The organism is Geobacillus sp. FSL W8-0026 (assembly GCF_037966255.1).
In the GTDB taxonomy this organism is placed as follows: Bacteria; Bacillota; Bacilli; order Bacillales; family Anoxybacillaceae; genus Geobacillus; species Geobacillus icigianus.
Map to the genome: position 1 here is coordinate 1,884,626 of NZ_CP150194.1, position 19,933 is coordinate 1,904,558.

The window sequence follows — 19,933 nt, forward strand, 5'->3', positions numbered from 1 at the left end:
CAGCCGAGGTGGTCCCTAAAAGATCGGGACCCCTCTTTCTTCGCTATATACGTACTGGCTGCTTCAGCCTCTCTATGTTGCGTCTATACGGCAATCGTCTTCGCCTCGCGAATCCATTGCGCCAATCGCTCGATCAAACTCACGGCATTCCTCTCCCTTTCTCTACCAATTTCTTGGTTTGGCCAGTATCTCCTTCGGTTCTTTTCGCGGCCATACGGTATAGCTGAAACTCCAGACAAAATCAACCACCAAAACCAACGTCCAACGGCCTGCCATCATCAACAGTTCTTTCGCTTTCGACATATCGCCTACGAACCAAACCATAGCCAACAAAATCGCTTGACCGATCGCCCAAGCCCTCAGGTGACGATACCACCCTAGGCGTTCGTGCTTGGCATGCTCCTTTCCGAAGAGAAGAGATTTTTTCGGCCTAGGCATTTTCAAAAAAAGGTGAACAAACTGATGATCTGCCCATTGGATCATGCGACGTCCATACACAACGGACACAGCGATATAAACAGCTGCCAATGAATGAGATAACTTCGCTGTCTGCCCGTGCGCTAAGTCTACAACCGACACAACTAGTAAAATAAGATCTGCCAAAATGGTGCATAAAAAAAGGCATACACTGGCCATTTTCCATTTTAACACATAACGCGTGAACAATCCCGATATGACGAACACCCAAAACAGCACTTCACATGCGATAATCAGCCAACCAATGATATGGACCGCCTCCTTTTTAATACATTTGTATCAAAAAAAATAGTAACACAATTGTATTAAAAAAACAACTGTGTTACACTGGATATATGCCCAAAATAGTCGATCATGAAAAGCAGAGGAAACGAATTGCAGAAGCGACATGGACCGTGATCATGCGGGACGGGATTGAAAAAGCAACCGTGCGAAATATCGCTAAAGAGGCAGGAATGTCTGCCGGGGCGCTGCGCTATTATTTTACTTCGCAATCCGAGTTGTTAGCCTTTTCGATGAAGCTTGTCTCTGAACGGGTGCGGGAGCGGGTTGAGGCCATCCCTCCCTCCATCCCGCCCCTTGAAGGAGTCAAGCGTTGTCTCCTTGAACTTCTGCCGTTAACCGATGAAACGAAAAAAGAAATGGAGGTGTGGCTTGTTTTTACACAAAGGGCACTTTGGGATCCCGCGCTCCAACCACTGAGCGAACAAATATACCATCAGTTGCGAACGGCCATGAAAAGGATGCTTGAACTGTTGCGCGATCTCGGGCTGTTAAGGTCTGATGTGTCGATTGAGTTGGAAACAGAGCGCCTATACGCATTGGTTGACGGCTTAGCGATGCACGGCATCATGCAATCTGGCAAGCTATCTCCTTCAAAAATCGAAGAAATTATCGAATATCACTTACGCTCCATTTGCCGTTAAGACAAATGGAGCGTAGCTTATTTTGGTCCTTAACAAAACGGCAACCGTCAAACGACGACAAACAAAAGACAGGTGATCTTGCCGCTTTCTCTTCGATGGAGCACCGACTCAGGTTACTCTTGCCAAAACATCCATACATAAGTGTTACGCATCGGCTATTTGGCCAGCCGTGGGAAAAGAAAAAACAGCGACAAGCAGGCTGAAAGTCCCCCTCCCGATCATTCCAACTGCGGAATAAACGTCGGCATGACCGGGATGATCAAGCCGACGTCGATAAACATCAACAATAGATTCTTCACCTATCTATGAGCATGGCTCCTCGTCTCTTCAGCAACAGATGCCTCTTTCCCTCATTAAGCTGAGCTAGTCCACTACCGTAAATTAAACCCTTTCCCCTCGACAAATTCTTTCATGTACATCCGGACCGAGCGGCTCAGCATATCGGCCATCTGCCCCGTCCATGTATCGCGGCGGCGTCCGTTTGTCCGCTGCTCATAATACGCCGAAACCGTGTCATTGTAGCGCTGCAACTGTTCGAGGAACGGAGCGCGATCTTGGTTGTATTCGTCCTCATGATAAACGTGCGCAAACGGCAGCCGCGGCTTGCGGTCCGGCGTTTGCGCCGGATAACCGACGGCAAGGCCAAACAGCGGAATGACTCGTTTCGGTACGTTTAAGAGCGCACACACGTCCGGCAAGTTGTTGCGCAATCCGCCGATATAGCAGATGCCAAGCCCCATCGACTCGGCGGCAATGGCGGCGTTTTGCGCCGCTAACGCGGTATCGATGAGCGCCACCATAAACTTTTCCGTGCTCTCAAGCGACGGGATCACGTCTTTTCCTTCAAGCTCCCCGATGAGTTCATGGCGGTGAAAATCGGCGCAAAAGACAAAGAAATGGCCGTTGTGCTCGACATAAGACTGATTTCCCGAAAGCTCGGCGAGCTTCCGTTTTTTCTCCGGATCTTTCACCCCAATGATCGAGTACGCCTGAATGTAGCTTGACGTCGACGCCGCTTGGGCGCATTCAACGATCGTGCGAATTTGTTCATCCGTGAGCGGCCGATCTTCGAAGCGACGGATCGAACGATGTTGCAAAATCGTTTCGATAACGGGATTCATCTTGTACACACCCTCCTGTGCAATGAGTAGCTTGCCATCGATGATTATCATACCAAAAAAGAGAGAGCCGAAAACACGTCAGTCCTGCATTTTCACGGAAAAGATCCATGGGCAACGTTTTGCCCTCCACCCAGGGATGAAAATCCCCCTTTTCTTCCCATAATGAAGAATAGGCGCAAACAGTTCAACAGGACGTTATGCTTAATGGTGGCTTAGACCCTGTACGGAAAAGTGTTTGAATCCACTGGGTGCACCACCCATTGTCCGCCCTTTCCTGTGATAGAGGAAAGGTGACGACGAACGGAAAACTGCCGCATTTCTCCCGTGGATTCGCTGTTTGCGCACTCGATCATCGAAAAGGAGGATTTTCATCATGGATGTCATCTATCCTCGCTGCGCAGGATTGGATGTTCATGCCGAAACCATCGTCGCCTGCGCGCTATGGGAAGAAGATGGACACATTCAAAAGGACATTCAAACCTTCTCCACGTTCTCGAAAGGACTTGGCGACCTGCTTGAGTGGCTCGAAGAACATGGCGTTACCCATGTCGCCATGGAATCCACCGGCGTGTATTGGAAACCGGTCTTTGCCTTCCTCGAGGGCTATGTCGACTTGACACTGGCCAATCCGCAGCGGATCAAAAATGTCCCGGGAAGAAAAACCGATGTCTCTGACGCCGAGTGGATCGCCAAGCTGCTCCGCCATGGACTCATTGAAAAAAGTTTCGTCCCCCCAGCGGATATTCGCGAATTGCGGGATTTTACCCGCCTCCGCAAAAAGTGGGTCGGACAGTTGAGTTCAGAGAAAAACCGGATTCAAAAAGTGCTGGAGTCTTCCAATGTCAAACTGGGCTCCGTCCTCTCGGATCTCTTCGGCGTTTCCGGACGAAACATCCTTGCCCGGCTGCTCGAGAAGGGATACGTGGACAAGGACGAGCTGGATCAATGCCTGCGCGGCAGGCTCAAAACGAAAAAGCAGGCGGTGTATGATTCGCTGCTGGGCACCTTGACCGAACACGAGCTCCGTCTCCTTCGCCTCTTGTGGAAACACGTGGAGGAATTGGAGCAGTTAATCGAAGAAGTCGACCAGCACATCGACCGCCTGCTCGAGCCGTATCGGGAGGAAGTGGACTTACTGATGACCATGCCTGGAATCAAAAAACAAACCGCCGCCGTCATCATCGCCGAGATGGGAACCGACATGAGCGTCTTTGAAACGCCGGAACGGGTGGCTTCATGGACGGGGTTGTCCCCCGGCAACCATGAAAGCGCCGGAAAGCGAAAGAGCACGCGTACGACTAAAGGCAATCCCCATCTTCGATCAGCGTTATGCGAGGCGGCATGGTCAGCAGCTCGATCCAAGACACATCCCTTGTCCCGAAAATTTTGGTCGTTGGCGGCCCGATGCGGGAAGAAAAAAGCCCTCATCGCCACGGCTCGACGAATGTTGGTGATCATCTTTTGCATGATCTCCCGCAAAGAGTCGTTCCGCCAACCACAACTTATCTAGTATAGCCAACAGGCAGCCAGATCATACGAGATGTCCGAAAATCGGGCACCTCTGCTTTCCTATTGCCTTCTTTGGCCATTTTCAGTATACCCGCACGGATCAGGAGCGTATACAGCACTCACCCAGTGGTGGGGATTTTCACGGAAAAGATCCATGGGCGGTGATCGGCCCTCCACCCAGACATGAAAATCTCGCGACAGTTCGGCATTTTCACGGAAAGGAAGTATGGCATGTTTTGAAACAGTCAAGCACACCTTGTGGCAAAGAGCGCAAAACAAAAACCTGCCGGAAATCGGCAGGTTGACGTTCCTATGTACAATGGCGGAGGAAGAGGGATTCGAACCCCCGCGGGCTGTGACACCCCTAGCGGTTTTCGAAACCGCCCCCTTCAGCCAGACTTGGGTATTCCTCCGTACGAAAATGGAGCCTATCGGATTCGAACCGATGACCTCCTGCGTGCGGGGCAGGCGCTCTCCCAGCTGAGCTAAGGCCCCAAGCAAGGATCGGGAAGACAGGATTTGAACCTGCGACCTCACGGACCCGAACCGTGTGCTCTACCAAGCTGAGCTACTTCCCGTTGATTGCTTACCCTTGCGACAATTTTTATTTTATATGAACCTCGCAAGAAAGTCAATGATTTTTTATCATTTTCCCCCACCGCCCGGGCTTGACGGGTTTTCCACCGCCTGTTGCATAGCGGCCACCCTTTTTTTCCTATACTAAAAAAAACGGCGATCGGACGCAGCGCGGAAACGTTCCATGGTCAACGGTTTCCCCTCCACCTAGGGACGAAAACGACCGCTTGCTGCACGACATGTTCGCGGAAAAGGGGGAGAGCCCATGAAATTCATCCCGCCGGCGCGGCGCAAACGAGCATATTTGTCGCAGTTTACCACCACCAACCTCCATTTGCGCCATCCGCTTGTCGTCGCCTTTTTTTCCTTTTCGTTTCCCGGATTCGGCAATTTGATGCTGCACCGTTACGCCACGGCTTTTATTTTAATCGTTTGGGAGCTGTTTATCAATACAAAAGCGCACGTCAACGCCGGAATATTGTACTCGCTCCTCGGCGATTTCGAAAAGGCCAAAGCCGTTCTTGATGAGCGATGGCTGATGTTTTATGTCGCCATTTACATATACGGAATCTGGGACAGCTATCGCGGCGCCGTTGACATGAACAAGCTGTATTTGCTCGCTGACCGGGAAGACGCACCCATTCCCCCGCTGCGAATGGGGGGATGGGACATCAATTACTTGGACAAACGTAAGCCGTGGCTAGCGCTCGCTTGGTCGGTGCTCGCCCCCGGCCTCGGCCATTTGTACGTTCATAAGGTGATTGCTGGTTTGTTTCTGTTCGGCTTTACCATTATCGTTTCCTATTTTGCCCGCTTGCCCGAAGCGATCATTTATACGCTCACCGGCCGCTTTGATGAGGCGGTGCGCATCGTGAATATGCAATGGGCGCTGTATTTGCCTTCCATTTATTCGTTTGTCTTCTACGATGCGTACGTTTCAGCCGTCGAATACAACAAGCTGTTTGAAAAAGAGCTGTCCAACTATTTGCGCCGCCGCTGCCAACCAAAACCATTTCGATGGCCTATTTGATCAGGAGGCTTTCTATGATTGTCGTTGCCACTTTTGAAAACCATTTGTTCGTCGAGCTGGTGATTTCCGCTTTGCGCGAAAAAGGAGTTCCCCCACACCATCTGTTCGCCGTTCCGCTTGACGGCCGCCCGGAGCCGCCGCAGCTGTTAGATACGATCCACCGCGCGGACGGCTTGAGCTTTCTCGATCTAGCGGCGATTTTCGGGACTTGTTTCATGCTACTTGGTTCGATTTACGGCTATGTATTAACATGGGGACCGATCATTTGGGGGGTGATCGGGGCGGTGGTCGGCATCTCGCTCGGCCTGCTGTTGAAATGGGGGCTCAACCGAAACACGGCGCGCCGCCAAACGAACAGGCGCGCGGAAATCGTTCTCCTCATCCGCTGTGATGAAACGCAGTGGCCGATGATCGAGCGGCTGTTATGGAATCATCATGCGCTCGGCCTCGCCGGCATCGACGATGAAAAGAGAACGCGCCAATGACAGTCGCCATGCCGCACGCAACATGGGATGCTAGCGCGCCTCGCTTTGTCGACGTATCACGCCTTCCCGTTTTGGTCCGCCCGATGCCGGCGGCCTACCTTTCCCGTTTTAGAAAATTCACCGCTCCCATCGAGGTGCAACCTTTTAATACACGTCGCGCCGTGCAAAGACAACAAAAGCGACAGCGAGAGCCATAAGTCCCCACACGGCCAGCACCGTCATGGAAAAGCCGAGCGTCATTCCTTCAATCGGAGGAGCGGCGCCTTTCAAGTAATCGGTGAGCCGCAAATTGACCATAAACAAATACTTTGCGGACTGCCATGACGACACCATGTTCGACAAAATGGCGCCCGAAATGAGAGCCGCCAGCATCACTCCCATCACCGCCGCTGTGCTCCGAAACAGAACGGAAAGCATCAATGTCAACGTGCCGACGACCGTGCTGACAAACGCGGCTAACCCCAACTCCATCAAAATGTATTTCCATTGCGGAATCATATGCACGTTATCCGTATTCAAGTCCTCGCCTTGGGAAACAAAACCGGTCAACAACGGCAAATGAAAGCCGCCATACCCGAATACAAGGCCGGAGATGGCATACGACAGCACCGCTGTTGTCAGCATAATAAACGACACGGACAGCAGCAAAGCGATATATTTGCTAAGCAGCACTTTCCACCGTTTCACCGGCCGGACGAGAAGCAGCTTGATCGTTCCGGCGCTCGCCTCCGAGGAGACAAGATCGGCCGCCACCACCATGACGAGCAGCGGCAAAAACAAGTCGATGGCGTTTTCGATAAACGTGCGCATAAACGTCGGCGCCCCCGGGGCGGACGGATTCACGTTGTGCTCTAAGTAATACTGTTGCTGCTTGAGGCGGATTTGTAAATATTTGCGCCACTCCTCGGACATGCTCGGCGACTGGAGGCGATTTTGCAAGTCGACGATTTGCTGCTGCAGCTGCGTCCGCCAGTCGGTCGTGCCGAGCCGTTTTCTCAACTCTTCCGTCTCCCGATATTGAGCATATGTAAACAAGGCGACGAGCACCGCCACAATGGCGGCGATCACCCATAGCCGCTTTTTGCGGACGATTTTCAACATTTCATTGTACACAAGCTTACTCAATCGTTTCGCCCCCTGTCAGCTCGATAAATAAATCTTCGAGCGTCGGCAACCGCGGTTCAATGTGAGCAACCGCCACGCCGGCACGGACGAGCTTGGCGTTCCAAGCAGCGAGCTTGGCCGGTTCATACGGCGTGATAATCCCCTCTTCATCCGCCCGCAGCACCTCCGTCTCCTCAGCGAGCAGCGCCTGCGCCCGATCGAGCGGAGCCGCTTTCCAGACGACGCGCGCCTGTTCGTTTAACAGCCGCTCGACTGTATCAACAGCTAGCAGGCGCCCTTTCGCCATAATAGCGACGCGATCGCACATGAGCTGAATTTCGCTTAACAAATGCGAAGAGACGAGAACACTAAGCCCTTCCGTTTCCGCCAAAAAGCGGATGAAGGCGCGCATTTCACGAATGCCGGCCGGATCAAGGCCGTTGGTCGGCTCATCCAAAATAAGCACCTTCGGCTTCCCGAGCAGCGCTTGCGCTATGCCAAGCCGCTGCCGCATGCCGAGCGAATACGCGCTTACCCGGTCGTGAATGCGCTGCTCGAGCCCAACGAGCTTCGCCACTTCCATGATTCGATCGGCGCCGATTCCCGGCATCATACGGGCGAAATGTTCAAGGTTTTCCCATCCGGTTAAGTACGGGTACATTTCCGGATTTTCGACGATGCAGCCGATTTGGCGGATCGCCTCGGTAAACTCGCGGTGAAGATCATACCCGCCAATCATCACCGTCCCCGACGTCGGGCGAATGAGCCCAACGAGCATGCGGATCGTCGTCGTTTTGCCCGCGCCGTTCGGCCCTAAAAAACCGAACACTTCCCCTTCGTGCAAAGCAAACGAAACGCCTCGGATAATTTCTTTGCCGCGGATCGTTTTCCGCAGTTCATGGACCGCTAGTGTCACCGGTTTCATCATCAGCGATTCTCCTCCGTCAGCGTAATCAGCGAAGCGACACGCTCTCCGATTCGTTTGTATCCTTCTTGGTTTGGGTGGAAATGATCGCTGTACAAATAGTCGTTGACGTGCAAAGCAAACAAATCAAACGTCGGCACCGCGACGACGTTCGGATAGCGGGCCGCCACTTCCGCCGCGACAAAATTCCAGTCGCGGACGACGGCGGACGTGCGTTTGGCATCGCCGAAATCGCTGAACGGGTTGTATAAGCCGATCGCCAAAATGACGGCATCGGTGTTGAAGCGCCGAAGCATGGCAAAAATGCGGTCTAGGTTCGCCGCATACTGCCGTTTTGCCGCGTTCAGCTCTTTTTCATTCAGCCGAAGCGCTTCCCCGCCCCGAAACAGATCGTTGCCGCCGATCGTCATGACGATCAGATCGGCCATGGCGATTTGCCGCTGAATCTCAGGTTGGCCGAGCTGGCGAAGCAAGCCATCGGAGCGCAGGCCACGAACCGCCAAGTTCGTAACGCGAATCGGCGCCTCCGTCTGCTTTCGCAGCTCATCGACCATATAGCCGACATACCCTTTGCCGCTTTCATCGCCCGTCCCCCGCGTCAACGAGTCGCCTAAAGCGACGATATCGATATCACCATCGCCCTTCTTTGCCCCGTGGACCGAAGGCTGCGTTTGCCCCGGGGGCTTAGAGGGGGGAGCGAGCTGGTCTTGCACGGCCAACACGAGCCCGCCAAGCCAAAGCGCTGCTGACATAGCGGCAGCCGCAATCACAAGCCCCACAACGCCCAGTCGCATACCATTCACCTCATTTCATTTGCTTTGTCGCTGCCTTTCACCATCGGTTTCAGCATCGTTAGTTTGCTCCGGCCGCCGTTTCATTCGCCAACGTTTTGGATTCCAGTACTTCCTCAGCTTTGCCGCCGCTTCCTTTCCCACCAGCCATGCTCCGGCCCAAAACAACATCTCGGCGAGCACAACGGCGCTCGTCACCGCCCATGCTTTGACGGAAGCGGAAAACGGTAAAAATGGAGCGATCGGCGGAACGACCCAAACAACGAACGAGGCGATGATCAGTCCGACACCGATGCGCTGCCTAGCGGACGGCTTTCGCTTCACTCTTTCGCCCCCTTTTGCCTGAATGCCAAAAGCAAACACTCACGTATTTCCACTCTAACATATTTATCCTTGTTTTCCAAAACGGTTCGCTTGGCTTCCCATGCGCGCCGGCGAAAAGGAGAGCTCGCTTCAACGCCGTCCGCCCGCAGCATAGGGCAGAATCGAAGAAGAGGGTGTTCCCAAAGGATCGGAACACCCTCTCTCATCGCTATATATAGACTTCCATGACAAAACATTTTTATCACCATCGGAAGGATGAAAATGTCCTTATGTTGAATGCTGTAACTTTACTCATTTTGGAATTCAGGTGTTTTCAGGATAGATACTAAACCCCCTCTCCACACTATATGCTGTGTCTTTCTTGAGAGGAGATCGCCTTTTGGGTCATTCCCCCATGATTTACTCGCGCAATCGCTTCTCGGAATCGTTTCCTAAGTAGAAAAAAACTTGTTACATCGTTCATACGTTCGATCATCGTCCAAGGCAAACGGCTGTTTTTTACCAACGTTCTAGCCGAACCGCCTCTTGCAGCTGCGGATAAAAAACGCCGATCGTATCACCGGTGAACACCCCACCGCTGTATGAATCATAAATCGAAAAGTGGTGGTTCGCATGCCCCGGCGTATCATAAAAGGTAAGCGTCCGCTCGGCGCTCAGTGCGAGCGTCTCTCCATCCTCCTTCACGATCACCCGTTCTTCCGGCACCGGAACAATCGGAGCAAAGAGCGCATCAAATTGGGCGCCGTACACCGCCTTCGCTCCGGCGATGAGACGCGATGGGTCGACTAAATGCCGCTTCCCTTTCGGATGGACGACGACCGTGGCGTTTGGGCAATGCTGAAGAAGCAGCTCGGTTAGGAAGCCATCTCCTTGCTCGCCACTCCTTTCCGTCCATTCCGTACAGCCAAGATCACCGCCGCTGCCCAGCCGATCACGATGAGACTATAAACGGTCGGATACACGGATGCTGGCGCCTCCCAAGCGTGCAGAAGCGTGCGGACATTCGTCAAAATGATGAGACCGCCAACTAGCACCCCAAGCAAATGGGACGGCAGTTTGCGCACAAGCCAAGCGGCAATCGGCGCGGCGATGATCCCCCCCGCCATCAGCGTCAACACCCAATACCAGTTGACCTGCTCCCAGCCGAGAGAAATCGCAAATCCGATCGTCGCCGAGAGCGCAACGGCAAATTCGGACGTATCGACGGTGCCAACGACCTTGCGCGCCTCCATGGTCCGATTCGCGAGCAGCACCGGCGTCGCAATCGGCCCCCAGCCCCCTCCCCCAGTGGCGTCAAGAAACCCGGCTACCAAACCGAGCGGGACGAGCTGTTTGTTCGACCATTGTTTTCCCGAAGCCGATGGGGCGCGGCCGTTCAATACCAAGAATCGATAAATAATGTAAAAGCCAAGCACCAATAAAAACAATGAAACGTACGGTTTGATCAAATCTCCCGGCAAGTTGCTTAAAAAGCAAGCACCGACAAACGCGCCGACCGATCCGGGAATAATCAGCTTCACCACCATGGCGCGGTCGACGTTGCCAAATTTCCAATGGGAAATACCGGACGCCGCCGTCGTCGCCACTTCCGCCAAATGGACGGACGCTGAAGCGACGGCCGGGGCGATGCCGAACGTCAGCAAAAGCGTCGTTGAAGTGACGCCGTACGCCATCCCGAGCGATCCGTCAATGAGCTGAGCAATCAATCCTACAAACAGAAACACAATCAATTTTTTCATGATTCTCCCTCCGTTTACTATAGTTAAGCATGTTACTTATATTTAAATCCAACTATTCATAGTTGTCAACTATGATTTTTACAAAAATAAAACAATTCATTCCCTCCCCATCATCCGGCTCTCCATCAAAAGCCGGACTCGATTTTATGCTTCCAAGAAAGAAGAGAAAACAAATCATGTTTTGTATACACTTGTCCGGTGAAGTAAACCGTCTGTCAAGTCCATATTATGGTGATGAACTTGACCGAATCACAACGAAATACAAAAGGGAGGCGGGGTCTGTCAAGTCCATATTGTGGTGACGAACCTACCATCCGTTGTGAACAAAAAAAACATAACAGCAATCCTCAGACCGAAGCCGCATCGAACGAAAAAAGGCGCTCTGCGCTTTGCCCAGAGCACCTTTGACAACGAGGCCGCCACCGCGACCGCTTCACCGGATGGCGGCCTGCCGCTCCATCATCCGCTTAAAACTTTCCTTGGTATCGTTCGATTTCCCACGCATGAACCGCCGTGCGGTAGCTGTTCCATTCGTCTTTTTTCATCGCCACGTATTCATGGAATACATGCTCGCCGAGCGTCGCACGGCCGATTTCGCCGTCTTCGAACGCCGCGATGGCAGCGCCTAAGTTTTCCGGCAAGTTGTCGATGCCAAGCACCGCGCGGCGTTCTTCTGACATATGGAAAATGTCTTCGTCAATCGCCGCTGGAGGCGTCAACCCTTTTTCCACGCCGTCAAGGCCAGCCGCTGCGATGATGGCGTAAGCCAAGTACGGGTTGGCTGACGGATCTGGGCAGCGCAGCTCAACGCGCGTCGCCATGCCGCGCTTCGCTGGAATGCGAATGAGCGCCGAACGGTTGGAAGCCGACCACGCGATATAGCAAGGCGCCTCATACCCCGGCACCAGCCGTTTGTACGAATTGACAAGCGGGTTGGTCACAGCCGCAAAATGTTTGACGTTTTTTAACAAACCGGCGATAAATTGGTACGCTGTAGCTGACAACTGATTGGCATCGTTCGGGTCAAAGAACGCGTTTTCTCCGTCTTTGAAGAGAGAAATGTTGACATGCATCCCCGAACCGTTGATACCGAACACCGGCTTCGGCATGAACGTCGCGTGAAGGCCGAATTTGCCGGCGATCGTTTTAACGACCCATTTGTATGTCGTCGCGTTATCGGCCGCCCCGAGCGCGTCCGCGTATTTGAAGTTGATTTCATGCTGGCCTTCCGCCACCTCATGGTGCGACGCTTCGATCGTAAAGCCCATCGCTTTTAAGGCGCGGTAAATTTCAAGGCGAACGCGTTCCCCTAAATCTTTCGGGGACGGTTCAAAATAGCCGCCGTTGTCATGAAGTTCAAGCGTCGGGTTGCCGTGTTCATCCGCTTTGAACAAGAAAAATTCGAGCTCCGGGCCGACCGAAATCGTGTATCCTTTTTCCGCCGCCCGCTCAACCGTTTTTTTCAGCACGTTGCGCGGATCGCCTTCAAACAGCGTGCCGTCCGGGTTGGTCACCGAGCAAAGGAAGCGCGCTTCTGCATAACCTTCTTCCACCGTCCACGGCAACACCGCGAACGTATTCAAATCCGGCAACAAGTACAAGTCAGAACGATTGATCGGTGAAAATCCTTTGATCGACGAACCATCGAACATGATTTTTCCACCGACGACGTCATCAAGCTGCTCGGCCGTGACGGTGACATGCTTTAAAATCCCTTCAATGTCGACGAACTGCAAATGAAGCAGCTCTACATTTTTTTGTTGGATCGTTTCTTTGATTTGCTCCAACAGCCCCGTTTGTGTAGAGGAAACGAACAAATTCGACATGTTACATTACCTCACATTCGTACGTTTATTTTTCTAACATGCTTTTATTATAGAAAAAGAGCCGCCGTTTGGCAACCCTTTTTTCATTAATTTTTCTGTATTTTTATAACGGTTTTTGGAACCGTTTACAAAACAAAGTGCGAAAACGCGGATGTTTATACAAAAACGAAACAGCTTGCGAAACGATGTTTCCTGCAAGCTGTCCTTTGTCATCCGCCATCAATGTTACATGTTCTCCTTGCGGTGTCGCCATGATCCGGACGGGATGAGCGGCAAACCGACCGCTTTTTCCGGCCGATAAACGTACACATATCCTTCGAGCGGTTGACAGACATCGCGAACCCATACTCGTTCGTATTCATTGTCGTCCCGTCCTTCCCCGTAGTCTTCAAGCTCATCCATCGCCTTGAGCCCCTCTTCCGTCACCGTCAGCCATTCCCCCTCCACTTCCCCCTCTTCTCCGAGCACAAGCGCGGGGTACAACCCGACGTTGTATAAACGGCCCTTGACTTTTCCTGGGCGTACGTCGCGAACGTACGGCGCCGCGATAGGGTGATTGTCCTCACCCGTCAGCAGTGTTCCGTACACAAACACCCGATATCGTCGTTCCGCCATCTTCTCGCCCCTCCCTTTTGTTTACATAATAATGATTATGAAAACTCAAAGGATGAAACAAAAACAATGGAAGCCCTACCTCTCATCCATCCTTGCCGCTCCGTGGCGGCGCCAGTGTGAATTTGTTGAGCGATTGGTGGCGCAAAAAAGCCGTGTCGGCTGCATCCGCTGAGCAACGACACGGCGGTGACAATTTCGTAACGAACGAATGGTGCTTTTCTTAGCATATCTGTTTGAGTATGAAATGTCAATCATTTTTTACGACGATGGTTTCCATTTAATGCTGCAGCCGATGCTCGGCTTTTGGTGTTCCGGCACCGGACGACCCGCCAACAAAGCGTCCAGCGCGGCACGAATCGATTCCCCGGTCACCGGAATGCCGTTGCTTGGACGCGAATCATCAAGCTGGCCGCGGTAGACGCATTTCAGTTCGCGATCAAAAATGTAAAAATCGGGCGTGCAAGCCGCATCGTACGCTCTTGCCACTTCCTGCGTCTCATCGTATAAATACGGGAACGGATAGCCGAGTTCTTCGGCCACCTTTTTCATGTTTTCCGGCGAGTCGTCCGGATATTGTTCAACATCGTTCGAATTGATGGCGACAAACGACACCCCTTTGGGCATATAATCGTTGGCTAGGCGGACAAGCTCGTGCTGGACATGTTTGACAAACGGACAATGGTTACAAATAAACATAATGACGGTCGCCACATCCGACTTGACGTCATCTAGGCGGACAAGCCGGCCGTCAACGACGTTGGTCAAGGCGAACGGCGGCGCTTGTTTGCCGAGCGGGAACATGTTCGACTCGACAGCTGGCATGATGACCACCCTCTCTCTCCTGTTTTCTTCCTCATTATACCAAAGAACCGCTCAGCATGCATCTTTCATCGCTTGGTGGCCCGGCAGGATCGGTTTCTGACTCGCCGCGCCGGGCAAATCGATGGACAAAACACAGCGAACGGGAGCATAATAAGAACTAACCATTTTCAGCTGACAAACAGAGGGGGAATGATGATGCCGCTCGAACTCAGCGTCCTTGACCAATCGCCGATCGCGAAAGGCACAACGGCCGAGGAGGCGCTTGCCAACACCGTCCGGCTCGCCCAGTTTGTCGAAGAACTCGGCTACAAGCGCTTTTGGGTGTCCGAACATCATGACACGAACAGTCTCGCCGGCTCGTCGCCAGAAGTGCTGCTTGGCTACATCGGAGCGAAAACATCGCGCATCCGCATCGGCTCCGGCGGGGTGATGCTGCCGCATTACAGCGCCTATAAAGTGGCGGAAAACTTCCACGTGTTGGCCGGCTTGGCGCCCGGGCGCGTCGACTTAGGCGTCGGGCGGGCGCCCGGCGGCATGCCGCGAGCGACGATGGCGCTTCATGACGGAAAGCAACGTCCGATCGATCGCTATCCAGAGCAAATTGACGAGCTGCTTGGCTACCTGCATGATGCACTCCCGCCCGTGCATCCGCTTTATGGCGTCAAAGCAACGCCAATCGTGCAGTCCCCTCCGGACGTATGGTTGCTCGGCTCAAGCTCGGAAACGGCGAAGCTGGCGGCGGAAAAAGGGCTGCCGTATGTGTTTGCCCAATTTATTAACGGCGACGGCGGCGAAGCAGCGATGCGCTCGTATCGCGAGCGGTTTGCGCCGTCCCCGTATCTGGACAAGCCCCGGTCGATGGTCGCTGTCTTTGCCGTTTGTGCAGAAAGCGAGGAAAAGGCGGAATGGATCGCCGGCAGCCTCGATTTGACGCTGCTGATGATTGAGCAAGGGATGGCGGTCAACGGCATTCCCGCACCGGAGCAAGCGGCAGCGTATCGATACAGCCCATACGAACGCCAACGGGTGGCGGACAACCGGAGGCGGATGATCGTCGGCAGTCCGGCGCGCGTCAAAGACGAGCTCTACCGGCTAAGCGAAGCGTATGAAACAGACGAAATCATGCTTGTTACGATTACATATGATTTCCACGACAAACTCACTTCGTTTCGGCTGATCGCCGAAGCGATATGGGGGTGAACTGATGCGGATCGTTTCTATTAATGTCGGAACACCGAAAACGCTCGACATCAACGGTCAGCCGCTCGTGAGCGGCATTGACAAAACCCCAGTCGCCGGGCCGGTGGCCGTCGGCAAACGCCATTTAGCCGGAGACGGCCAAGCCGATCTTGTTCATCACGGCGGCGAAGACAAAGCGATTTGCGCGTATCCATCGGAGCATTTTGCCTACTGGGAGCGGCACTATGGCCGGCCGTTTGCGGCCGGGGCATTCGGGGAGAACTGGACGCTTGCCGGTTTGACCGAGGATGAGGCGTGTCTGGGCGACATCTATGCGGCCGGCACGGCGCTCGTGCAAGTGTCACAGCCGCGCCAACCTTGTTCGAAACTCGCTTTGTTCCATCAGCTTCCTGGATTGCCGAAAGCCGTCATTCAGACAGGGAAAAGCGGATTTTACCTGCGGGTGCTGAACGAAGGCGTCGTCGAGCCGGGGGCAGCGTTGCTCCTTGTTGAGCGCGGCCAAGGAGCGTTGTCGATCGCCTACATCAACCGCATTTACTATCATGAGCGGGACAATGTCACCGCCATGGAACAGCTTGCCTATCATCCGGCACTGTCAGCGAGTTGGCGGGAAGCGTTTCTTCACCGTCTCGCCGCTCAGACGGAGCCGTAACCCCTTTCCGCTGGCGCAGACCGCCCGCTGCGCGCGGCCTGCGCCCAATGCCTCCTTCATCCGCCTGTGCCGCTCGGTTCTATCTGCCGACCGATTCGTTTCGCTACGCCCGCTGCCTGCCGCGCTCCCAATAGCGGCGGTACAATTCGAAATAAAATCCTTTGGCCTCAAGCAGCTCCTCGTGCGTCCCTTGTTCCACGACTTTTCCTTCATTCAATACGAGAATGCGATCGGCGTTTTGCACCGTGTTCAACCGGTGGGCGATGACGAAGCACGTTCGGCCGGCCATCAGCCGCGCGAGCGCTTCTTGAATGCGCACTTCCGTCACCGTATCAATATTGCTCGTTGCCTCATCCAAAATCAACACGGCCGGATCGGCGATCATCGCCCGGGCGATGGCCAGCAGCTGCCGCTGTCCTTGGCTGATTCCGCCGCCGTCCGCCGTCAAAACCGTATCATAGCCGTTCGGTAATTTCGTGATGAAGGAATGGGCGTTCGCTTTGCGCGCTGCTTCCTCCACTTCCTCATCCGTCGCCTCGAGCCGGCCGTAACGGATATTGTCGCGAATCGTTCCCGCGAACAAAAACGTATCTTGAAGCACAAACGCCATATGGCGGCGCAAGCTCGCCCGTTTGATCGTCCGGCTGTCGCGCCCGTCAATGACAACAGCCCCCGCATCCGGATCATAAAAGCGGGCTAACAGCTGAAGGACGGTCGTTTTGCCCGCTCCCGTCGGACCGATGAGCGCAACTGTTTCTCCCGGAGAAACGGAGAAGTTCACGCCGCGAAGCGCGGGGCGCTGCTTGTCGTAGGAAAACACCACATCGCGAAATTCGATGCGCCCGTGAAGCCGATCGATCTCTTCCGCTTCCCCCTCATCTTCCTCTTCTTTTGGCAAATCGAAAATTTCCAACACCCGTTCGGCGCCGGCCAATGCTGACAGAAGCGTATTCCACTGGTTCGCCAAATCGTTGAGCGGGCGGGTAAACTGTCGGGCGTATTCGACAAACACGACAATGGTGCCGACCGAGATCATCCCTTTGACCGCCAGCCATCCGCCGACGCCGGCGATCAAGGCGAAACTAAGGTTGTTTAAAAAGTTCATCAGCTTCGGAATAAAGCCGGAATACGTCTGCGCCCAAAATCCCGCTTGTTTCAGCTCGATATTTTTGCGCACCACTTCCGCTGTCATCCGCTCTTCTTGGGAAAACAGCTTCACCACTTTTTGCCCTGACAAAGCTTCTTCAATCAATCCATTCATCTCGCCAAGGGCGCGCTGCTGCTCGCGAAAGCGCACTTGCGTCCGCCGCGTAATCCAACGCATGCCGGCGTACATGAGCGGCACAACGACCAGCGTCACCGCGGTCAAAACGAGGCTTTTGAACACCATGACGGCGATGGCGCCCGCGAGCGTCAATGTGCTCGAAACGACTTGAATGACCGTGCTGTTGAACGTCTGGCTCATATTGTCGATGTCATTCGTAATTCGGCTCATCAGCTCACCTTGCTGGCGGCGGTCAAAAAAGGAAATCGGCAGCTCATGGAAGTGGCGGAACAAGCGGGCGCGAATCGCGTGCACCGTCCGTTGGCCGACGGCGATCATCCAATAGTTTTGTAAAAACGTCGCCGCCCCCAAAGCGGCATAAATCGCCAGCAGAAACAAAAGCGTTGTGAGGAAGCCGTCCGTTTTCCTCTCAACAATATACACATCAATCGCCGAACCGATGACATACGGTCCGGCCAGCGCCAGCGCCGTGCTGGCGACCACCATCCCCAACGCAGCAAGCAGCTTTCGCTTTTGCGGAGCGATAAACGTCCAAAGGCGACGCAGCGTGCCCATGCTGCTTTTGGCTCGCTGACGCCCCGGTTGCCGCGCCCCATGGGGGCTATGCCGTAGTGACATGGCTTTGTCCCTTCTTTCCTTCCTGCGTGGCGACGATCCGCCGGTACAGCTCGCTCGCCGCCAGCAGCTGTTCATGGCTTCCTTGTGCGGTGAGACGGCCGTCTTCCAACAACAAAATCGTATCCGCCATCATCGCCGTGCTCACCTTCTGCGTCACGATGACCATCGTACAAGCATAGCGGCGAAGCGCGGCCAGCAGCTTCGCCTCCGTGGCGGCATCAAGCGCGCTCGTGCTATCATCAAGCAACAGAATCTGCGGCCGGCCGACAAGCGCGCGGGCGATGGCCAAGCGCTGCTTTTGCCCGCCCGACAAATTGACGCCTTTTTGGCCAACGACCGTCTCGTACCCATCGGGAAACGTGGCGATCGTTTCGTGAATTTGAGCGGCACTTGCCGCCTCGACCAGCTCTTCCATAGTCGCCTCCGTCTTGCCAAAGCGAAGATTATCGGCGACGGTGCCGGAAAAGAGCAGCACCTCTTGCGGAACGAAGCGAACCGCCTCGCGCAGCTGCTTCGCCGGCCACTCGCGCACGTCGACGCCGTCGATCAGCACCCGGCCGGCACTCGGCTCATACAGCCGCGGGATCAGCTGAAGAAGCGTCGATTTCCCCGCTCCTGTCGCCCCTAAAATGGCGACCGTCTCTTGTGGGCGAACGACAAACGACACGCCGGAAAGCGCATCGCGCCCGCTGCCCGGATAGCGAAACGACACGTGTTCAAAGCGAATCTCCCCGCGCTTGGCGGCAGGGGGCTCGACGGTATGGCCGCCGTCCGGCTCGCTTGGCGCGTCAAGCAGTTCCGCCAAACGAGCGGCGGACGCGCGCGCCCGCGACCACGCCATCGTAATAAACGTGAACATCGAGAGCGCCGCCGTCGCCCGCGTAGCATAGTTGACCACCGCGACGACTTGCCCAGCGCTCGCCGTTCCCGCCTCAACGTCATGACGGCCAAAAAACAGCACCGCGACGATGGCCGCATTCATGACAAACAACAAGACCGGGGTGATCGTTTCCACTAGGCGAAACACGCTGATGGTTCGCTCCATCAGCGCATCGTTCGCCCCTAGAAACCGCCCTTGTTCATACTCGTTTCTCACCCACGCTTTAATGAGGCGCATGCCGGCCAAATTTTCCCGCATCACGCCGTTCACCCGGTCAAGCGCCCGCTGAACGGCAGAAAACGACGCGCCTGCCTTTTTCATCACCCACAATAAAAACGCTGCTGACAGCGGAACCGCCACCGCCAGCACGAAAGCAAGCCGGGCCTGAACGACAAACGCCATCCCGACGCCGAAAATGACAAGCAGCGGCGCACGCAAGGCAATGCGCAAGCTCATAAACAGCATGTTTTGCACTTGAGTGACATCATTGGTCATGCGGGTAATCAACGAGGCCGTCGACAGCTGTTCGATCCGCGCCAGTGACAGCGATTGGATTTTCGCAAACAACGTCGTGCGCAGCGCAAACCCATATTCCTGGCCGACATAGGCAGCAGCAAACGAGTTGGCGATGCCCGCGGCAAACGCTAAAAACGATGCGCCCAGCATCACGCTTCCCCACGTAGCGATGGCGGTCAAATCCCGGTTCATCACGCCCTCATCAATGATTTTGCCCATCAAGAGCGGCTGCCACAGCTCGATGACCAACTCCGTCAACATCAACAGCCAAGCTACCGCCATCCATTTCCTGTGCGGGCGCAAATAAACAAGCACCTGCCGCATGTTGTGCCACTCTCCTCTCCACTTTGCGGCGCCGAACCGCCATTGATTTCTCGCCCTTGATTTTATTCTAAACCCGAAATATTGTTTTGACAACGAAGACGTGCGCGGAAAAAGGAACGGCGACCGATCAAGGCGGATGGCCTTCGTTCCCCCCATGGTGACCCGACGGCCAACGGCACGGAAAAAGA

Annotated in this window: 18 protein-coding genes, 3 tRNA genes and 1 pseudogene; 6 read left to right on the forward strand and 16 right to left on the reverse strand. The window is 54.4% G+C overall.

The annotated features are described in order from the left end of the window. Positions 1–162 precede the first annotated feature (162 nt). Positions 163–684, reverse strand: a complete 522-nt coding sequence (locus NST29_RS09430; protein WP_339232079.1) for a hypothetical protein — start codon at positions 682–684, stop codon at positions 163–165. A 128-nt stretch (positions 685–812) separates the two neighbouring features. Here NST29_RS09430 and NST29_RS09435 point away from each other — a divergent pair, with 128 nt between their 5' ends. Next, positions 813–1,403 carry a TetR/AcrR family transcriptional regulator gene (locus NST29_RS09435; RefSeq protein ID WP_033022608.1) on the forward strand — a complete coding sequence of 197 codons (591 nt, stop codon included), beginning with the start codon at positions 813–815 and terminating at the stop codon, positions 1,401–1,403. A 371-nt stretch (positions 1,404–1,774) separates the two neighbouring features. On the opposite strand, the gene nfsA is transcribed toward NST29_RS09435, so the two are convergent. Then, positions 1,775–2,524, reverse strand: a complete 750-nt coding sequence (gene nfsA, locus NST29_RS09440; RefSeq protein ID WP_031409645.1) for an oxygen-insensitive NADPH nitroreductase — start codon at positions 2,522–2,524, stop codon at positions 1,775–1,777. Between the two features lie 373 nt (positions 2,525–2,897). On the opposite strand from nfsA, the gene NST29_RS09445 reads away from it, so the two are divergent. After that, positions 2,898–4,034 carry an IS110 family transposase gene (locus NST29_RS09445; protein ID WP_033842531.1) on the forward strand — a complete coding sequence of 379 codons (1,137 nt, stop codon included), beginning with the start codon at positions 2,898–2,900 and terminating at the stop codon, positions 4,032–4,034. Between the two features lie 319 nt (positions 4,035–4,353). Here NST29_RS09445 and NST29_RS09450 read toward each other — a convergent pair. The 3 genes from NST29_RS09450 to NST29_RS09460 all read right to left on the reverse strand — a co-directional run bounded on the left by NST29_RS09450 (position 4,354) and on the right by NST29_RS09460 (position 4,611). Beyond that, positions 4,354–4,446 (reverse strand) — tRNA-Ser (locus NST29_RS09450). A 9-nt stretch (positions 4,447–4,455) separates the two neighbouring features. Continuing rightward, positions 4,456–4,528 (reverse strand) — tRNA-Ala (locus tag NST29_RS09455). Positions 4,529–4,537: 9 nt separating this feature from the next. After that, positions 4,538–4,611, reverse strand: a tRNA-Pro gene (locus NST29_RS09460). 263 nt (positions 4,612–4,874) lie between these two features. Between NST29_RS09460 and NST29_RS09465 the strand changes: the two genes are divergently transcribed. Together NST29_RS09465 and NST29_RS09470 are read left to right on the forward strand one after the other, a co-directional pair. Next, positions 4,875–5,639, forward strand: coding sequence for a hypothetical protein (locus NST29_RS09465; protein ID WP_033843884.1), 765 nt, complete (start codon positions 4,875–4,877; stop codon positions 5,637–5,639). 14 nt (positions 5,640–5,653) lie between these two features. Then, the gene (locus NST29_RS09470) at positions 5,654–6,124 is read left to right on the forward strand and encodes a hypothetical protein (protein ID WP_033843886.1); all 471 of its coding nucleotides are present in this window, start codon (positions 5,654–5,656) and stop codon (positions 6,122–6,124) included. A 144-nt stretch (positions 6,125–6,268) separates the two neighbouring features. On the opposite strand, the gene NST29_RS09475 is transcribed toward NST29_RS09470, so the two are convergent. The 9 genes and pseudogenes from NST29_RS09475 to NST29_RS09515 all read right to left on the reverse strand — a co-directional run bounded on the left by NST29_RS09475 (position 6,269) and on the right by NST29_RS09515 (position 14,270). Beyond that, positions 6,269–7,249 (reverse strand): ABC transporter permease, encoded by a 981-nt coding sequence (locus tag NST29_RS09475; protein WP_033843887.1) that lies wholly within the window; start codon positions 7,247–7,249, stop codon positions 6,269–6,271. After that, positions 7,242–8,156, reverse strand: a complete 915-nt coding sequence (locus tag NST29_RS09480; RefSeq protein ID WP_033843888.1) for an ABC transporter ATP-binding protein — start codon at positions 8,154–8,156, stop codon at positions 7,242–7,244. Before NST29_RS09480 ends, NST29_RS09475 begins: the two co-directional genes overlap by 8 nt. Then, the gene (locus NST29_RS09485) at positions 8,156–8,947 is read right to left on the reverse strand and encodes an SGNH/GDSL hydrolase family protein (protein ID WP_033843890.1); all 792 of its coding nucleotides are present in this window, start codon (positions 8,945–8,947) and stop codon (positions 8,156–8,158) included. Before NST29_RS09485 ends, NST29_RS09480 begins: the two co-directional genes overlap by 1 nt. 15 nt (positions 8,948–8,962) lie before the next feature. Further along, positions 8,963–9,268 (reverse strand): transporter suffix domain-containing protein, encoded by a 306-nt coding sequence (locus tag NST29_RS09490; protein ID WP_033022624.1) that lies wholly within the window; start codon positions 9,266–9,268, stop codon positions 8,963–8,965. 519 nt (positions 9,269–9,787) lie between these two features. Continuing rightward, positions 9,788–10,117, reverse strand: a pseudogene (locus tag NST29_RS09495) (MBL fold metallo-hydrolase); the annotation flags it as partial. Between the two features lie 5 nt (positions 10,118–10,122). Continuing rightward, positions 10,123–11,007 carry a sulfite exporter TauE/SafE family protein gene (locus NST29_RS09500; RefSeq protein WP_033843895.1) on the reverse strand — a complete coding sequence of 295 codons (885 nt, stop codon included), beginning with the start codon at positions 11,005–11,007 and terminating at the stop codon, positions 10,123–10,125. 467 nt (positions 11,008–11,474) lie between these two features. Then, positions 11,475–12,833, reverse strand: coding sequence for a type I glutamate--ammonia ligase (glnA, locus tag NST29_RS09505; protein ID WP_033843896.1), 1,359 nt, complete (start codon positions 12,831–12,833; stop codon positions 11,475–11,477). A gap of 225 nt (positions 12,834–13,058) precedes the next feature. Beyond that, positions 13,059–13,448 (reverse strand): gamma-glutamylcyclotransferase family protein, encoded by a 390-nt coding sequence (locus NST29_RS09510; RefSeq protein WP_033843897.1) that lies wholly within the window; start codon positions 13,446–13,448, stop codon positions 13,059–13,061. A gap of 258 nt (positions 13,449–13,706) precedes the next feature. Then, positions 13,707–14,270 carry a thioredoxin family protein gene (locus NST29_RS09515; RefSeq protein WP_033844920.1) on the reverse strand — a complete coding sequence of 188 codons (564 nt, stop codon included), beginning with the start codon at positions 14,268–14,270 and terminating at the stop codon, positions 13,707–13,709. Positions 14,271–14,465: 195 nt separating this feature from the next. On the opposite strand from NST29_RS09515, the gene NST29_RS09520 reads away from it, so the two are divergent. Both NST29_RS09520 and NST29_RS09525 read left to right on the forward strand, forming a co-directional pair. After that, positions 14,466–15,470, forward strand: a complete 1,005-nt coding sequence (locus tag NST29_RS09520; RefSeq protein ID WP_033843899.1) for an LLM class flavin-dependent oxidoreductase — start codon at positions 14,466–14,468, stop codon at positions 15,468–15,470. Positions 15,471–15,474: 4 nt separating this feature from the next. Further along, the gene (locus NST29_RS09525) at positions 15,475–16,122 is read left to right on the forward strand and encodes an MOSC domain-containing protein (RefSeq protein WP_033843902.1); all 648 of its coding nucleotides are present in this window, start codon (positions 15,475–15,477) and stop codon (positions 16,120–16,122) included. A gap of 103 nt (positions 16,123–16,225) precedes the next feature. Here NST29_RS09525 and NST29_RS09530 read toward each other — a convergent pair whose 3' ends face one another. Both NST29_RS09530 and NST29_RS09535 read right to left on the reverse strand, forming a co-directional pair. After that, positions 16,226–18,025 (reverse strand): ABC transporter ATP-binding protein, encoded by a 1,800-nt coding sequence (locus NST29_RS09530; RefSeq protein ID WP_033843903.1) that lies wholly within the window; start codon positions 18,023–18,025, stop codon positions 16,226–16,228. Beyond that, the gene (locus NST29_RS09535; protein ID WP_033843905.1) at positions 18,009–19,745 is read right to left on the reverse strand and encodes an ABC transporter ATP-binding protein; all 1,737 of its coding nucleotides are present in this window, start codon (positions 19,743–19,745) and stop codon (positions 18,009–18,011) included. The genes NST29_RS09530 and NST29_RS09535 overlap by 17 nt, the downstream gene beginning before the upstream one ends. Positions 19,746–19,933: the final 188 nt, after the last annotated feature.

What these genes read in the sequence shown, in the direction of transcription:
- NST29_RS09435 (WP_033022608.1), top strand. Translation starts at nt 813, where the DNA reads ATGCCCAAAATAGTCGATCATGAAAAGCAGAGGAAACGAATTGCAGAA.
- nfsA (WP_031409645.1), bottom strand. Translation starts at nt 2,524, where the DNA reads ATGAATCCCGTTATCGAAACGATTTTGCAACATCGTTCGATCCGTCGC.
- NST29_RS09445 (WP_033842531.1), top strand. Translation starts at nt 2,898, where the DNA reads ATGGATGTCATCTATCCTCGCTGCGCAGGATTGGATGTTCATGCCGAA.
- NST29_RS09465 (WP_033843884.1), top strand. Translation starts at nt 4,875, where the DNA reads ATGAAATTCATCCCGCCGGCGCGGCGCAAACGAGCATATTTGTCGCAG.
- NST29_RS09470 (WP_033843886.1), top strand. Translation starts at nt 5,654, where the DNA reads ATGATTGTCGTTGCCACTTTTGAAAACCATTTGTTCGTCGAGCTGGTG.
- NST29_RS09480 (WP_033843888.1), bottom strand. Translation starts at nt 8,156, where the DNA reads ATGATGAAACCGGTGACACTAGCGGTCCATGAACTGCGGAAAACGATC.
- NST29_RS09485 (WP_033843890.1), bottom strand. Translation starts at nt 8,947, where the DNA reads ATGCGACTGGGCGTTGTGGGGCTTGTGATTGCGGCTGCCGCTATGTCA.
- NST29_RS09500 (WP_033843895.1), bottom strand. Translation starts at nt 11,007, where the DNA reads ATGAAAAAATTGATTGTGTTTCTGTTTGTAGGATTGATTGCTCAGCTC.
- glnA (WP_033843896.1), bottom strand. Translation starts at nt 12,833, where the DNA reads ATGTCGAATTTGTTCGTTTCCTCTACACAAACGGGGCTGTTGGAGCAA.
- NST29_RS09510 (WP_033843897.1), bottom strand. Translation starts at nt 13,448, where the DNA reads ATGGCGGAACGACGATATCGGGTGTTTGTGTACGGAACACTGCTGACG.
- NST29_RS09515 (WP_033844920.1), bottom strand. Translation starts at nt 14,270, where the DNA reads ATGCCAGCTGTCGAGTCGAACATGTTCCCGCTCGGCAAACAAGCGCCG.
- NST29_RS09520 (WP_033843899.1), top strand. Translation starts at nt 14,466, where the DNA reads ATGCCGCTCGAACTCAGCGTCCTTGACCAATCGCCGATCGCGAAAGGC.
- NST29_RS09525 (WP_033843902.1), top strand. Translation starts at nt 15,475, where the DNA reads ATGCGGATCGTTTCTATTAATGTCGGAACACCGAAAACGCTCGACATC.
- NST29_RS09530 (WP_033843903.1), bottom strand. Translation starts at nt 18,025, where the DNA reads ATGTCACTACGGCATAGCCCCCATGGGGCGCGGCAACCGGGGCGTCAG.
- NST29_RS09535 (WP_033843905.1), bottom strand. Translation starts at nt 19,745, where the DNA reads ATGCGGCAGGTGCTTGTTTATTTGCGCCCGCACAGGAAATGGATGGCG.